This window comes from Allobosea sp. P1_A7, assembly GCF_056406775.1.
Map to the genome: position 1 here is coordinate 24,494 of NZ_JBFTZN010000017.1, position 15,324 is coordinate 39,817.

At 66.8% G+C, this 15,324-nt stretch carries 10 protein-coding genes; 6 read left to right on the plus strand and 4 right to left on the minus strand.

Features of this window, described 5'->3' with window-relative positions; genetic code table 11:
* Positions 1 to 107: 107 nt before the first annotated feature.
* Positions 108 to 5,354 (minus strand): alpha-2-macroglobulin family protein, encoded by a 5,247-nt coding sequence (locus AC1D34_RS04645; RefSeq protein ID WP_476823617.1) that lies wholly within the window; start codon positions 5,352 to 5,354, stop codon positions 108 to 110.
* A 301-nt stretch (positions 5,355 to 5,655) separates the two neighbouring features.
* Here AC1D34_RS04645 and AC1D34_RS04650 point away from each other — a divergent pair, with 301 nt between their 5' ends.
* The 5 genes from AC1D34_RS04650 (at position 5,656) to AC1D34_RS04670 (ending at position 11,444) form a co-directional block, all read left to right on the plus strand.
* Positions 5,656 to 6,687, plus strand: a complete 1,032-nt coding sequence (locus AC1D34_RS04650) for an LLM class flavin-dependent oxidoreductase (protein ID WP_476823611.1) — start codon at positions 5,656 to 5,658, stop codon at positions 6,685 to 6,687.
* A gap of 37 nt (positions 6,688 to 6,724) precedes the next feature.
* Positions 6,725 to 8,176, plus strand: coding sequence for a trypsin-like peptidase domain-containing protein (locus AC1D34_RS04655; RefSeq protein WP_476823612.1), 1,452 nt, complete (start codon positions 6,725 to 6,727; stop codon positions 8,174 to 8,176).
* Between the two features lie 128 nt (positions 8,177 to 8,304).
* Positions 8,305 to 9,300 (plus strand): tripartite tricarboxylate transporter substrate binding protein, encoded by a 996-nt coding sequence (locus AC1D34_RS04660; RefSeq protein WP_441488006.1) that lies wholly within the window; start codon positions 8,305 to 8,307, stop codon positions 9,298 to 9,300.
* A 145-nt stretch (positions 9,301 to 9,445) separates the two neighbouring features.
* Positions 9,446 to 9,937 carry a tripartite tricarboxylate transporter TctB family protein gene (locus AC1D34_RS04665; RefSeq protein WP_476823613.1) on the plus strand — a complete coding sequence of 164 codons (492 nt, stop codon included), beginning with the start codon at positions 9,446 to 9,448 and terminating at the stop codon, positions 9,935 to 9,937.
* 4 nt (positions 9,938 to 9,941) lie between these two features.
* Positions 9,942 to 11,444 (plus strand): tripartite tricarboxylate transporter permease, encoded by a 1,503-nt coding sequence (locus tag AC1D34_RS04670; protein WP_441488008.1) that lies wholly within the window; start codon positions 9,942 to 9,944, stop codon positions 11,442 to 11,444.
* Between the two features lie 19 nt (positions 11,445 to 11,463).
* Here AC1D34_RS04670 and AC1D34_RS04675 read toward each other — a convergent pair whose 3' ends face one another.
* From AC1D34_RS04675 to AC1D34_RS04685, 3 genes are read right to left on the minus strand one after another with little or no spacing between them, the layout of a single operon-like run.
* A complete protein-coding gene (locus AC1D34_RS04675) occupies positions 11,464 to 12,666 on the minus strand; it encodes a CaiB/BaiF CoA transferase family protein (protein WP_476823614.1) in 1,203 nt (400 codons plus the stop codon).
* The gene (locus tag AC1D34_RS04680; protein WP_441488010.1) at positions 12,663 to 13,475 is read right to left on the minus strand and encodes an IclR family transcriptional regulator; all 813 of its coding nucleotides are present in this window, start codon (positions 13,473 to 13,475) and stop codon (positions 12,663 to 12,665) included. Before AC1D34_RS04680 ends, AC1D34_RS04675 begins: the two co-directional genes overlap by 4 nt.
* A gap of 4 nt (positions 13,476 to 13,479) precedes the next feature.
* The gene (locus AC1D34_RS04685) at positions 13,480 to 14,226 is read right to left on the minus strand and encodes an enoyl-CoA hydratase-related protein (protein ID WP_441488011.1); all 747 of its coding nucleotides are present in this window, start codon (positions 14,224 to 14,226) and stop codon (positions 13,480 to 13,482) included.
* A 303-nt stretch (positions 14,227 to 14,529) separates the two neighbouring features.
* Here AC1D34_RS04685 and AC1D34_RS04690 point away from each other — a divergent pair.
* On the plus strand, positions 14,530 to 15,324 hold a 795-nt coding region (locus AC1D34_RS04690), incomplete at its 3' end, for an enoyl-CoA hydratase-related protein (protein ID WP_476823615.1).

Genomic DNA, 15,324 nt, shown 5'->3' on the forward strand with positions numbered 1-15,324 from the left:
CAGCGCAACGGGTTTCAGCCAGCGACGTCGACCCCTTCCGCCCTGCGAAGGGGAGGGAGATGCGATGCCGTTATGCGCGTCCTGCGCGATCACGAGCTTTCGCGTCCTTACCTGGCCGAGGCGATGTCGACCGTGCCGAAGGCGGTACGGCCGAAGCGGTCGGGACGGTACATGTCCTCAATGGCGGCTGCGGGCGCGACATAGCGGCCGGGCGAGACGGCGCGCGCGATATAGGCGACGGTGAAGGAGAGCGGCTGGTTGGACGAGCCAGGCCGTTCGAAGGCTGCGACATAGCGATCGTCGCGCGCCTCGGTGTGGACGGGCGTGACCTCCTGTTTCAGCCAGCTCAACCCCTGCGTCGATGCCCCCTCCGTGAGATTGGCATTCTCGATCTCGAGCCCGGCCGGCAGTGGATCGACCAGCAGCAGCCGCCCGTAGCGGACCGAGGGCTCGGTCACCCCCAGCACGACGACATAGCGCTCGTTCTGGCGCAGACGCGCCGGATCAGCCTTCTCGCCCTTCATGGTGTAATAGGTCCGCTCCAGCGCAAAGCCCTGATTCAGGGCGGGCTCGGCTGCGGTCGGAATGCCGGCAACGGTGATCACGGCCTGTGCGGAGGCGGCGCCGGGATTGGCGATGACGAGCGGCTTTGCTTCCAGCGCCTCATCCGAAAGCGTGCGGTAGAAGGCGCCCTTGCGCTCGGTGCCGTCGACKGTCAGCGCCATGCCCTCGGCCTCCTTGGCCATGGCCTGTGCCGCCAGCACCATCCACATGTTCTCCTGGGTCGAGGTGTAGCGGGCGGAGCCGCGAGCGCTCTCGACGATTGCGGAAGCGCGGGCGATGTCGGCACGCTMGCCATTGGTTTCGGCGATCAGGGTCAGGACCGCCGTGCCGTCGCGCAGGCGCGAGCCGTAATCGGGCCGCGAAAGGCCATCGTCGCGCGCCTCCTGGAGGCCAGCAAGCGCGCTGGTGAAGGCGGCGCGACCGCGACCGCGATCGCCGAGAAGCGAGAGTGCCGCTCCAATCTGTGCGCGCGCCAGCGGCGAGGCGAACTCGGCCAGCTTGTTGTCGGCGAGATAGCGCAGGTCGCCCATCACGGGTCGGCCGTTGCGCGCGAGCACATAGAGCGCATAGGCGATGCCGGCGGCTTCTTCCTTGTTGATCTCGCTGGTGTTGACGACCTGATTGCGCAGCCGGTCGAGCGCGAGATTGAAGGCGATCTGCGGAACGTTGAACTGGCGCTCGCGGGCGCGGGTCAGGAAGTCCGTAACGAAGGCATCGAGCCAGAGGTCTTCGCCGCCGACACCCCAGAGCCCGAAGGAGCCGTTGCCGCCCTGGCGGGTGAGCACGCGCTCGATCGCGCCGTTGACGCGCTCGTCGGCATTGGCATCGAGCGCGAGCTGCTCGAGACTGGCCAGCCGGTTGACATGCAGCAGCGGCAAGGCGCGGCTGACGGTCTGCTCGGTGCAGCCATAAGGGTAGCGGTCAAGCGCCTTCAGGATCGCCGGCACGTCGAGCGCGGCCAGCGGCGAGACGGAGACAGAGACCTGGCCGGAGCGCGGTACGAGATCGGCGAGGAGGTCCGACGACACGGTGATAGAGCCGCCATTGCCGGGGATCGGCCGGACGATGCGGCGGGCGATCGTGTTGGCCGAGGGCTGCACGCGCACCGCGAGGTTCTGCACGGTACCGACGCCGTTCGGGCCGCTGATCCGGACATCGAACTCGGCGCGGCCGAGACCCGCCGCCGTGACCGGGATCGTCATCTGGCTCTTGGCGCCGGCCGCGAGCGTCAGCGTGCGCCGTGTTGCATCGGCGGCAACGAGGACGGGCCCCTTCACGTCGAGATCGACGAGATAGGGGCCCGCGGGTCCCTCGACATTGTCGATCTGGAGATGGAAGCGCGACTGGTCGCCGATCGCGAGGAAGCGCGGCAGCGTCGCCTGGGCGACGATCTGGTCGCGCACGATGACGTCGGTGCTGGTTTGGCCGGTGCGGCCTTGCGACCAGGCGACAGCCATGACGCGGACCGAACCGTTGAAGGCGGGCAGTTCGAAATCGATCTTCGCAGTGCCGTCCTGGCCGAGCTTGACCACCCCGGAATAGCGCGCGAGCGGCTCCTGCGTAGGCGCCTCGCCCTGCAATGCAGGGGCTGCGTCACCGCCGGAGCGGATGGTGCCGCGCACGCCCTGCATGCCGTCGATCAGATAGCCGTAAAGATCACGGAGTTCATGGCCGATCTGGCGCTGGCCGAAGAAGTACTTGCTGGCGTCCGGGCTTTCGAAGCGGGTGAGATTGAGGATGCCGACATCGACCGCCGCAACCGTGACGAAAGCCTCCTCGCCGGCGCGTGCCMCGCTGACCTTGACCGGCAGGGACAGCGTCGAGAGCGGGCGCACCAGATTGGGCGCTCCGAGGTCGACCTGGAGCGTGCGCTGTTCCTTGCCGATAGAGAACCAGGACAGGCCGATGGCGCGCCCGGGCAGGCGCTGGGCGGCGGTGTCCATCGGGCGGTGGGCCAACGCGACGAGATAGGCGCTCGCACCCCATTCCGCCTTGACCGGGATCGAGGCCGTGCTGCCGCCGGGAGCGATGTCGATCGTCTGGATCTCGTTCAGCTTGTCGCCGACGACGGCGAGCGTTGCCTTGCCCGCGAAGCGCGGCGAGAGCCTGACCTGCATGGTCTCGCCAATCGCATAGGACGGCTTGTCGAGCGCGACCTCCAGCACATCGGGCGTGTCGGCGGTCTTGTCGCTCTCATAGCCGACGGTGAAGGAGACGCTGGTCTCGGTCGCGTCGGAGCCATCGGAGGCGACGTCGAGCCGGTAATTGCCCCATTGAACCGGGGCAGCGATGCGGGCCGCGGCCGTCTCGCTGACGGCGACCTCGCCATCGGCGACGCGGCGCGTCGTCTTCACTCCCTCATAGTTCCAGCGACCATCCTGGAAGAACCACTGATAGTTGCGATTGACCTTGGACAGCGTCCATTTCACGCCCGGCTTGGYAAGGCGGCGGCCGTCGCCATTGGCCATGATGACGTCGAAACTCGCCGTTTGGCCATTGCCGAGCTCGCCATCTTTGAACAGGGGCTTCACGCCGATGGCGGCGCCCTTCGGCACGATCGGCAAGGTGACGGAGCGGGCGATGGCGCGGCCGCCCGGCTCACCGACGCGCAAGGTGATCTCGACCTCGAGCGGGCGGTTGGTCTCGGGCTGCTGCACGCCGGCCGAGATCGTGGCCTTGCCTGCGGCGTCGGTGGTGGCGCTCTCCTCGAGGTCGCTCTGGATCGACTCGAAGGCCTCGTCGGTGAGGCCGACCTGAAACTCGGCGAAGCCCGGGATGGCGGATTTCGCGGCGGCGCGGATCGTGGTCGAGCCGTTGACGTCGAGCTCGGAGCCCGGCGCGCCGTAGAGATAGCGTGCATTGACATCGATCTCGGCCGGTTCGCCGGCCTGGAGCACGGGTGATTTCGGCGCGAGCGTCAGCTCGAGGCGCTCGGGCACGTAATCCTCGACGAGGAAGGAAACTTCGCCGATGGCTGCGCCCTTCGGGTCGGCATGGGCCTGGACGCGCCAGGTGCCGGTCTGCGCGCCGAAGATCAGCGGGATGGAATGAGCCCGCCCGCCGGCACCCTGATCCTCGACCTGACGGCGGCGGTACTCGACACCGTCCGGTCGCTTCACCACCAGAGTCAGCGGCAGGCCGGTGACGGCAGCGCCGGCGGAATCCCGCAGCAGGCTGGTGAGATAGACGGTCTCGCCGGAGCGATAAACGCCGCGCTCGGTATAGAGATAGGCGTCGAGGCCGGCCGGGGCGACGCGGCCCTTCACGCCACGATCGGAGAGATCGAAGGCAGTCTGCTTCAGGTCAAGGAAGCCATAATCCTCGTCGAGCAGGGCGGTGACGAGGCCCGGCGCATTGCCGCCCTGGCCCTTGGCAAGGCCGGCATCGAAGCGGGCATAGCCCTTCGCATCCGTGCGGGCGGTGGCGAGCACCTCGTTGTTGCGGGCGATGAGGCGCAGCTCCGCATTCGGGATCGGCGCTGCGTTGGCGAGCGAGCGCGCCAGCACATGCACGCCATCGGGACCGGAGAAGGAAGTCAGGCCGAGATCGGAGACGACAAACCATTGTGTCGCGCGGGTCGAGCCGTCGTCATAGTCGCCGTCGCCCGAGGGCTGCGCGGCCTGTCCGCCCGTCGGCTTGGCAAACATCACGTAGACCCCGGGCTTGAGCTGCCCGACCGCTTCCAACACCGGGAAGGCGGTGATCACATCCTTGTTGAGCTCGGACTTGACGTCCATCGCGCCGGCCCAGACGCGCTGGCCCTTGTCGGACGCGATCTGGCCCGCGTTGTAGCTGCCGAGCTGGCTGAGGAAATCGTCGGAATGGACGGAGTTGATCAGGTTGCGGTCGCCGATGCGCATGACTTCGAGGTCGAGCTTGTCGGCATTCACGGAGACGACCGGGATGCCCTGCTGACCGGTGCGCGGCAGCACATAGTTCTTGCCGGTGAAGCGCACTGACGGTGTGCGATCGCGGACATAGACCTCATAATCGGCGGATTTCAGCAGCTTCTCGTCGGGGAGTGCGGAAGGTACACCCTGGCGAATGACGAACGCGTAGCGTTCGCCGTGGCGCAGGCCGTCGACGCAGATCTGGCGCTCCTCGGCGCTGACGGCGAAATCGCCCTTGCCGCCGGAAATCGCGACATAGGGCGCGAAGTCGACACGCCCGCGGGCGAGCGGCTCGGAGAATTCGAAGCAGGCGCGCGGGCTCGCCGCATCGGCATCGACCTTGTTGGAGAGCAAGCGGAAGCCGCGCTTCTCGCGCAGGCCTTCATAGGCGGTGCGCAGTTGCGCATTGTCCTGGAGATCGAGGCTGAGACGATAGGCGGTCAGGGCCGGGCGCCAGAGTTCGTTGCGCTCGAAGGTGCGGGCGAGCACCGCGAGCGAGGCTGCTTCGTCCGGGCGGGAGGTTGCGCGCTGATAGGCTAGGTAGGCTGCACTGATCGCGCGTTCGCGCAGTTCCCAGCGCTCACGATAGTCACGCGGCTCGATCGCATTGGCGGCGCGTGCCATCAGGCGCCAGCCGGCGGAATTCTGGGGATCGGCGACGACGGCGGCATTGGCCTGGGGCAGGGCGGCACGGGCATCGCCTCGGGAGAGCGCAGCTTCGCCGTCACGCAGCGCGACCGCCGCGGGGCGTGTGCTGGCCGAGACGTCGCGCTTCAGGCGTTCCTCGAGCCTTTGCCCGTCAGCCTGGAGATCGTTGCGGATATAGGCCTTCTGGGCGAGCGCCGGGGTGGCGGCGAGGGCAAGACCGAGAATCAGCGCGAGCCGGGAGAGCAAGGTCATGATCAGTCCCTTCGGCCAGTCCGGCCTGTCGTCATCGATAGTGTCGCGCAGTCGCACGGGCGGCGCGGTATCACCAAAGGCTAGCATCCGTGTTCGCCGGTGCAACGTGAAAGCTGATGACGGAGTGTCTGCAGCATAGGCGGAGCCAGCCGCGCATCCGCTGCCTGAGGCTCTGAACCGGCACGCATGGCGGGCCTCCTTGAAAGCACGCGTCCTGCGCCTCAATTGGTGCGGATGCGTTCTGCCGGGCTCATCTCGGCACAATCTCCCTCGACCGTAGCAAGCCTGAACGGACATGTGCATGACACAGCCTCTCGAACTGGGCCTGGACACGTTTGGCGATGTCACCTCCGGGGCGGACGGCCAGCCGTTGCCGCACGCAGAGGTCATCCGCAACCTGATCGACGAGGCCATGCTGGCCGATCAGGTCGGGGTCGATTTCTTCGGTGTCGGCGAGCATCATCGCGCGGATTTCGCCATTTCCTCGCCGGAGGTCGTGCTTGCGGCGATTGCCGGGCGCACAGAGCGGATCCGCCTCGGCTCAGCCGTCACGGTGCTGAGCTCCGACGATCCGATCCGGGTGTTCCAGCGTTTCTCGACGCTCAACGCGGCGTCGGGCGGACGGGCCGAGGTCATTCTCGGCCGGGGCTCCTTCACCGAGTCCTTCCCGCTCTTCGGCTATGAGCTGCGCGATTACGAAACCCTGTTCGAGGAGAAGCTCGAAATCTTCGCGGCACTGATCAGCCAGGATGCGGTAACGTGGTCGGGCACGACGCGGCCGCCGCTCAAGAACCAGCGCGTCTTTCCCTCGTTGGAAACCGGGGTGCTGAAGACCTGGATCGGGGTTGGCGGGAGTCACGCATCCGTCGTTCGTGCCGCCCGCTACGGCCTGCCGCTGATGCTCGCGATCATTGGCGGCGATCCGGCGCGCTTCCGGCCCTATGTCGATCTCTATCATCGCGCTTTCGCGCAACTGGGGAAACCGGTGCCGCCGGTCGGGGTGCATTCGCCGGGCTATGTGGCGGAAACGGACGAGCGGGCGCGCGAGGAGTTCTTCACGGATTACAAGCGGATGCGCGACCGGATCGGCGGCGAGCGTGGCTGGCCGCCGATGAACCGCGCCGAGTTCGATCAGGAGATCGACTACGGTTCGCTCTATGTCGGGTCGCCAGAGACGGTCGCGCGCAAGATCGCCGCGACGGTCAAGGCGCTCGATGCGGCGCGCTTCCAGATGAAATACAGCGCCGGGCCTCTTAGCCATGACAGGCTCATGGGCTGCATAGAGCTCTATGGACGCCGGGTCATGCCGCTGGTCCGCGAAATGCTCGCCTGACGAGATCAGTTGCGGATGCGCCGGCAATGACGCTTCAATGCTGCCGATTGCAGGGGAGCGCGTGATGGCGACGGGGTTGAGGTCTTCGCTTGGGACAAGGGGGCTGCTCGTCGCTGCCGGGCTGCTGTTCTTGCCGGCGCTCGCGCAAGCCCAGCCGCAACCTGCGGCGAATCCGCAACTTGCCGCGGCGCAGGCTGCCTTCGACGCCTTGCCCGAGGTCGAACGCAAGGCGATCCAGAACGACCTGATCTGGGCGGGACATTTCAACGGCGCGGTCAGCGGCTCTTACGGGCCGCTGACCTTTCGTGGCATCAACGCGCTGAAGGCCGGCTCACGCGGCGCACCGGACGGTATCCTGACGCCCGTCGAGCGCCGGGCATTGGCGCAGGCGGCGGGGACGGCGCGCGAGGCGGCGGGATTTCGCGTCATCACCGACGAACGCACCGGCATACGCATCGGCATTCCGACCAAGCTGCTGCCGCGCCGCGAGGCGACCGCGACCGGCGGTGGCCGCTGGCAGAGCGAGGATGGCAGGGTGACGCTCGACACGAGCACGGCACCGGCAGGCGATACTGTCGAGGCGCTGTTCGAGAAGGCCACAAGCGCGGCCGTTCCAGGGCGGAAAATCACCTACAAGCTGCTCCGGCCGGATTTCTTCGTGGTCACCGGAGAGACGCCGTCGGGTCGGTTCTACCGGCGCCTGTCGTCAGGGCCGGGCGGCCTGCGCGGCTTCTCGATCGGCTACGACAAGGCTCTCGCGCCGAGCATCGACAAGCTCGTCATCGCCATTGCCAGCAGCTTCGAACCCTTTCCGACCGGGCCTGCGCCTGCAACGGCGGGTCCTGCGGTCGCGAGCGTGGCGACGCCAGGCGCGGCGCCTCCGGTCGTGGTCGGGGCAAGGCCGACGGAGCGCTTCGGTGTCGGCCTCGCTATCTCGGACAAGCTCGTCCTGACTGCGACGGCGGCGATCGACTCCTGCAAATCGCTCAAGGTTTCCGGTCGGCCGGCGCGGCTGCGCATCAAGGACGATGCGAGCGGCCTTGCCTTGCTGGATGTCCACGGCACTGCGGCCGGAGCTCCTCCAGGCCTTCGGAGTGAGGCGCTGGTGGCGCAGGAGAGTTTCGTGCTGATGGCTTTCGGCGATTCCGGCGGGCAGCGCACGGCGATGGCCTTGCCGGGACAATCCGTGCGCCTCGGCGCCGGCGAGGCGGTGTTCGCGCCGCTGCAACCCGGCCAGGCGGGCAGCCCGGTCTTCGATCGCCAGGGTCGTCTTGCCGGGTTGGTGACGGCCAACCCCTCGGACAAGGTGCTGATTGCAGGGGTCGCGCCGCAGCGCGCCTACGCGATTGCCGTCGGGGCTGCCATGCAGGCGCTGCTGGGCAAGGCAGGCGTAACGCTTCAAGCCGCGACGCCGGGGCCGGAGATCAGCACCGGGGCGGTGGTCGAGAAGGTTGGAAAGGCTGCATTGCCCGTCGCATGCGGACTGTGAACCCGTCTTCAAAGAGCAGTTGTTTCCGTAACGACAATCGGCTCAGATAGCGGCGGACTGACAAGGGAGCCCCGCACTCGCGGAGAAGCATCCCAGACCTAAATCGATTAAGCGGAGGGAACACGGGAATGACGGACGGCATCAACAGACGTAAGCTTTTGAAGGGTGCGGCAGCGGCAGGCGCGGCAGGTCTGATCGTCAAGCCGGCAATCGCGCAGGCACAATGGCCGAGCCGCCCCCTGACGATGATCTGCCCCTGGGGCGCAGGCGGCGGCACGGACGCGACGGCGCGCATCGTCGCTTCGCTCCTGGAGAAGGATCTCGGCCAGCCCTGCAACGTCGTCAACCGCACCGGCGGCTCGGGCGTCGTCGGCCATTCGGCGATCGCGACGGCGGCTCCCGACGGCTACAATATCGGCATGCTGACGGTCGAGATCTCGATGATGCATCATCAGGGTCTCACCGATCTCACGCCGGCAAGCTATACCGCGCTGGCGCTGATGAACGAGGATCCGCCAGGCGTGCAGGTCAGCGCCTCGAGCCCGCACAAGGACATCAAGGCGCTTGCCGAAGCCATCAAGGCTGCGCCTCCCGGCAAGCTCAAGGCCTCGGGAACAGGCCAGGGCGGCATCTGGCACCTGGCGCTGGTCGGCTGGCTGGTGGCGATGGGGCTGAAGCCCGATCATGTCGCCTGGGTGCCGTCGAATGGCGCAGCACCCGGCATGCAGGACCTCGCAGCCGGCGGCATCGACATCGTCACCTGCTCGGTGCCCGAAGCCCGGGCCATGATCGATGCCGGCAAGGCGAAGTCGCTCGCCATCATGGCGACCGAGCGCAATCCGCAGTTCAAAGACGTTCCGACGCTGAACGAGACACTCGGCGTCAACTACTCGGTCGGCGCCTGGCGTGGCATCGGCGCGCCCAAGGGGCTGCCGGCCGATATCCAGGGCAAGCTCGCCGCCGCGCTGAAGAAGGCCTTCGACTCCAAGGAGTACAAGGACTTCATGAACGCCCGGGGCTTCGGCATGAAGTTCGCCGACCCGGCAGGCTTTGCTTCATTCATGGCCGAAGGTGACAAGGCCATGGCGTCCGCCATGAAGGCGGCGGGCCTGGCCAAGGCCTGAGGCGGCAAACGGTTGGCGGAAGGGTGAGGCAGCTTCATCCTTCCGCCGCTTCTCGATCTTTCAGACTTTGCCTGAAATGAGTGCGGGAGATGCGGTCGCTCGCGCTCATGGCGCCGCCCCGGCACGGATCAGCGGACGTTTTGCGATGCTTCTATCCGACAAGATAACCGGGGGCGTGATGGTGGCGCTCGGAGCCACTGCCTTCATCTATGGATCCACACTTCCGCCGGTCCCTGGCCAGCAGGTCGGCCCCTCCGCCTTTCCAATGGCCGTCGGCGCTGCCCTCGTCCTCTGCGGCACGCTGATCGCCTTCGGTATCGGGCGACATTTCGAAGAAGTGGCCGAGGCGGATGTCGCGAGCCATAGTGCGCCGGAACTGCTCGAGCCCTTGCCGGCCTGGCGGAACTGGCTTGCATTGCTGCCGCCGGCCCTGCTCGCCTTCTATGCGCTTGCGTCCGAGGCATTGGGCTTTCTGCCGACGGCAGGGATCATGGTTGTGATCGCGAGCTTCGCCTTCGGGGCGCGGCCGAAGCTCGCGGTGCCGTTGGCGCTGATCGCGCCTTTCGTCATCAACCTGATTTTCCTGAAGCTGCTGCGCGTGCCCTTGCCCGGCGGCCTTCTGCCTTTCCCGTGGTGAGCCGATGAATACCGTCATCCAGGCCTTCGGATTGGTCTTCCAGACCGATGTGATGATCGCGATCGTCGCGTCGGCCTTCTATGGCCTGACCGTCGGCGCGTTGCCGGGGCTCTCGGCCACGATGGCGACGGCACTCCTGGTGCCGATCACCTTCTATCTGTCACCGATCGCGGCCATTGCCACCATCATCACCGCATCGGCGATGGCGATCTTCTCGGGCGATATTCCGGGCTGCCTGCTGCGCATTCCCGGGACGCCGGCTTCCGCGGCCTATACCGACGAAGCCTATGCTATGACCCGCAAGGGCCAAGCCGAGACGGCACTCGGCATCTGCCTGTGGTTCTCGGCGCTCGGCGGCATCGCCGGCACGCTGTCGCTGATGCTGATCGCACCGTTGCTGGCCGAGTTTGCGCTGTCCTTCTCGACCTACGAGAATTTCTGGCTCGCCATGCTGGGGCTGATGTGCTCGACGCTGGTCGCCCGCTCCTCGCCGATCAAGGCTATCGCCGCGATGCTGCTTGGCCTGCTTATCACCTGCATCGGTATCGACAATCCCGGTGGCGTCCCGCGCTTCACCTTCGGCTCGACCGATCTTCTTGGCGGCATCGAGCCGATACCGGCCCTGGTCGGAGTCTTCGCGCTTGCCGAGGTGATGCGGGCCCTGACCGAGCGCGAGCCGCCGAAGCTGGAGCACCGCCGGCTCGGCAGCATCCTCAAGGGGCAGATCGAGCTGACCAAGAAATATCCGAAGCAGCAGACGCGCGGGAACATCGTCGGCATCATCATCGGCGTCCTGCCCGGTGCCGGTGCCGACATGGCTGCCTGGGTCAGCTATGCGATGTCCAAGCGCTTCTCAAAGACCCCGGAGAAATTCGGGACCGGACATCCCGAAGGTTTGATCGAGGCCGGCGCGAGCAACAACGCCTCCCTCGCTTCGGGATGGGTTCCGGCGCTGCTCTTCGGCATTCCCGGCGACACGATCACGGCGATCGCCATCGGCGTGCTTTACATGAAGGGGCTCAATCCGGGCCCGACGCTGTTCACCGAGCAGGCGTCGAGCATGTATGCGCTCTACATCATCTTCCTGCTCGGCAACATCATCATGATCCCGTTCGGCATCATCATGATCAGGCTGGCGAGCCGTGTCGTCGGGGCTCCGCGCTCGGCGGTCATGCCGGTGATCATGATCTTTTGTGCGGTCGGTGCCTTCTCAACGGCGGGCAACAACCTGTTTGCGGTCTGGTGCGTCGCGATCTTCGGCCTGCTCGGCTTTGTGATGGAGAAGAACGGCTATCCCGTTGCTGCCATGGTGCTCGGCATCGTCATGGGCACGATGGTGGAGCAGAGCTTCGTCACCTCGTTGATCAAGTCGGACGGTTCCATCCTGCCCTTCTTCAGCCGCCCGGTCTCGATGGTGCTGTCTTCGATGACGATCGCGGCACTGCTCTGGCCGGTCTTCATGTGGTCCCTGGAGAAACTGCGGTCGAGACGGGCGGTCGCCGCGTAGTTGCGGCGGGCGCGCGGCGTCAGGCTATTACGTCGCGCGCCTTCAATGCGTCCAGACGCTCGGCAGGCAGACCGAGTTCGTCCGCGAGGACTGCCCAGGTGTCATGGCCCAGCGCCGGCGGCATATGGCGCACCGGCAGCCGTTCGCCATCGAGGCGGTAGGGCGGAGCGAGTACGGCGGGTGCGCCGGCATTGTCCCCGTCCTCCACCAGCATGCCGGCCCGCCCAGCCCGCTCCGAGCGCAAGGCGCGGTTGAGGCCGAGCACTTCGCCGCAGGGAATGCCGTTCGCCGCCAGTTTCGTGAGCAGTTCGGCGCGCGGGCGGGCGCGCAGCTCCGCCTCGATGAGCGGCAACAGTTCGGAGCGGTGGGTGGTGCGCTGGAGATTTGTGGCGTAGCGCGGGTTCTCGGCAAGGTCGACCCGGTCGATCACCGAACGGCAGAAACGATCATATTGAGCGTTGTTCCCGACCGTGAGGACGAGCGCGCCGTCCGCCGCATCGAACACGCCATAGGGCACGATCGAGGGATGGGCGTTGCCGTAGCGCGGCGGGTCCCCGCCGAGCGCCAGGGCCTCCAGCCCGTAATAGGAGGTGACCGAGAGGCCGCAATCGAACAGCGCCATCTCGACATGCCTGCCCTTGCCGGAGCGTCCGCGCTGGACGAGCGCCGCGAGCACGGCCTGCGCCGCATATTGGCCGGTGAAGAGATCGGCGATCGCGACACCGAATTTCAGCGGGGGCTGGTCGTCATTGCCGTTCATGGCCATGAGGCCGGATTCGCCCTGGATGACGAGATCGTAGCCGGGTCGTGCGGCCTCCGGTCCATCGGAGCCGTAGCCGGCAATGGAGCAGTAGATCAGGCCGGGGTTCCCGGCGCTGAGCGCGGCATAGCCAAGGCCGAGCTTGTCGGCGCCGCCGGTTTTGAAATTCTGGATCAGCACGTCGCTCTTGCACGCGAGCTCAAGGACGATGGCGAGGCCCTCGGGCTGGCCGAGATCGATGCCGATCGAGYGCTTGTTGCGGTTGACGCTGTTGAAATAGCAGGTGTTGCGCTCTCCGAGCCGCATGCCCCAGTCGCGCGTATCGTCGCCGCGCTGGGGATGCTCGACCTTGATGACATCGGCGCCGAGATCGGCCAGGACCTGGCCGCACCAGGGGCCGGCGAGGATGCGCGAGAGATCGAGAACGCGAATGCCGGCGAGGGGAAGGTCGGATGCGATCACGAACCCATCACTCCTTCAAGACTGGCTGCCAGCGCGATCAGGCGCGGCCGGACGTCCTCGAGCAGGAAACCGGGATCGAGGATGACGGTCGGCGCGCCGCAATTGATCGTCATCGGCGGCAGGCCTCCACCGGGGTGGAAGGCCACTGCGATCGCGCTCACCGTCGGCTGCCAGTCGCCGAAGGAGCGGACGCAACCTGTCATGCGATACTCCTCGAGCGCCTGTTCAATGCCCTCGCGCAGACTCGGCCAGGCAGCGTCGTCGACGGAGCGGAAATCGTCCATGATGGCCTGGCGCTCGGCCGGGTCGCAGGCGGCGAGATAGGCCCGGCCCATGGCGCTGCGTGCCATCGAGATGCGCGAGCCGGTATCGATGTTGAGCGCGATCGCGACCTCGCCCCGGCAGCACTCGATATAGCGCATGCTCAGCCGGTCGCGGACGCCGAGGCCGACCGAGGCCTTGGCGAAGTCGGCGAGTTCCTGCATGCCGGGCCGGGCGATCTGGCGGACATCGAGCCCGGCAAGCGCGGTGGCGCCGAGCGCGATCAGCGCGGTGCCAAGCCGGTATGCTCCGCTATGCGGGACATGATGGAGATAGCCCAGCTTGGTCAGCGTATAAGTCAGCCGCGAAACGGTGGAGCGGGCAAGTCCGCAGCGTGCTGCGATTTCCGAGTTGGCGAGCGCATCCTCGTTGCGCTTGAAACAGGCGAGCACATCGAGCCCGCGCGCCAGGGCGGTGACGAAATGCCGGTCTTCCTTCGGCCCGGCTCGTTCGCCGCGTTCGGGGTCGTCCGACAGCTGCGCCGCCATGGCCTCAGCGTTTCATCAGGAACGCGGCGAAGGCGGCCTGCGCCTCGGCCGAGACCAGGCGCTCGCCGAAATGCCTGGCTTCGAGCGCGATCGTTTCGGCCACGGCGGCGGCATTGCCGCGCTTCAGCAGCATCTTCGTCAGGGCGACCGATTGCGGCGGCAGGGCAGCGAGCGCGCGCGCCTTGTCGAGCGCGATCGAGAGCGCTTCGCCTTCCGCCACCACGGCATTGACGAGGCCCGCTTCGGCTGCCGTCTCGGGAGGGAAAGCTTCGCCCAGCAGCAGCAGTTCCGCGGCGCGCTTGCTGCCGGCAATCATCGGCAGCAGATGGCTCGATCCGCCTTCGGGGCAGAGCCCGAGTGTAACGAAGGGCAGGCGGAAGCTGGCGCTGCGCCCGGCGAAGGCAAGGTCGCAATGCAACAGCATGGTGGTGCCGATGCCGACGGCAAAGCCTTCGACCGCGGCGACGATCGGCTTCTTCGCCGTCGAGATCGTCGTCAGGAAATCGATGGCGATGCGCGCACCGTCGCCCGAGGCCGCGGCGAAATCCTTGATGTCGTTACCGCTGGTGAAGCACCCGGCCGCGCCGGTGAGCACCAGCGCGCGGACAGCCTCATCAGCTTCGCCTGCGGTGATGGCCGCGATCAATCCGCCATAGGTTGCGCGGTCGAGTGCGTTGCGCCGGTCGGGGCGATTGATGGTGATCTGGAGGACGCCGGGAAAGGGGCTTTGAGTCAGAACGGTCGCGGTCATCCCTTGCCTATCCCCTGTCGATCTTCACGCAATCCCAGCAGCGCTGTTCTGCCTGTCGGAAGGATGCGCCGTGATACTGGATTCGCAGGAACGATCCGTCCTAGCGTCGATCCGTGCAAGGCATGACATGCAGCTTCCGGAGCGGTCAAGTTGTGGGCGTTCATTCTGCAATGCAGTTCCCACTTGTGGCGCCGCCGGAGCCGTTCTGCTCATTCTTGACAAGCCGTGGCCAGTCGCCTCTCTAGTCCGAGAAATGCAGCATTCAATTCTGCAGTGCAGACTGAAAGCGTGAGGAACATGCCCATGGAGACCGTCCGGCTCTCGCAGCGCGGCCCGGTGGCGATCGCGACCATCGATAATCCTCCTGTGAATGCCCTGAGTGCGAGCCTGCGGGCCGCTCTCGTCGATGCGCTTTCGCGCGCGGCTGCCGATCCGGCGGTCGAGTCTATCGTGATCGCGGCCGCCGGGCGGGCCTTCATCGCCGGTGCCGATATCAGCGAGTTCGGCAGGCCGCCGGTCGAACCAACCTTGCCTGGCGTGCTCGCGATCATCGAAGGCTCCGCGAAGCCGGTGGTGGCTGCCATTCAGGGCGTCGCGCTGGGCGGGGGGCTGGAACTGGCGCTCGCCTGCCATGGCCGTGTGGCGGCACCAGCGGCAAAGCTCGGCCTGCCCGAGATCAAGCTCGGCATCATTCCGGGTGCCGGCGGAACGCAACGCCTGCCGCGCGTGATCGGTGCGGCGAAGGCCTTTCCCCTGATGCTGAGCGGAGAGGCGATCTCTGCGGAGAAGGCGGCCGCACTCAGCCTCGTCGACCGGGTCGTCGAGGGCGACCTCGTCGCTGCGGCCATTGCGCTGGCGCAGGAGCTGGCGGCCAAGGGGGCGCCCGTGAAGACCGGCGAGCGCGCGGACATGCTGACATCATCCGACCGCGAGGCGTTCGAGGCTTTGGCCAAGGATGCGGCAGCCAGGTCGGGCGACATGCCGAATGCGCTGGCGCTGATCGAGGCGGTGCGCGGCGTCTTCGCCCTGCCATTTGGCGAGGGGCTTGCTGCCGAGCGCGCGCTGTTCCTCAAGCTGGTCGTCGATGAGCGTTCCAAG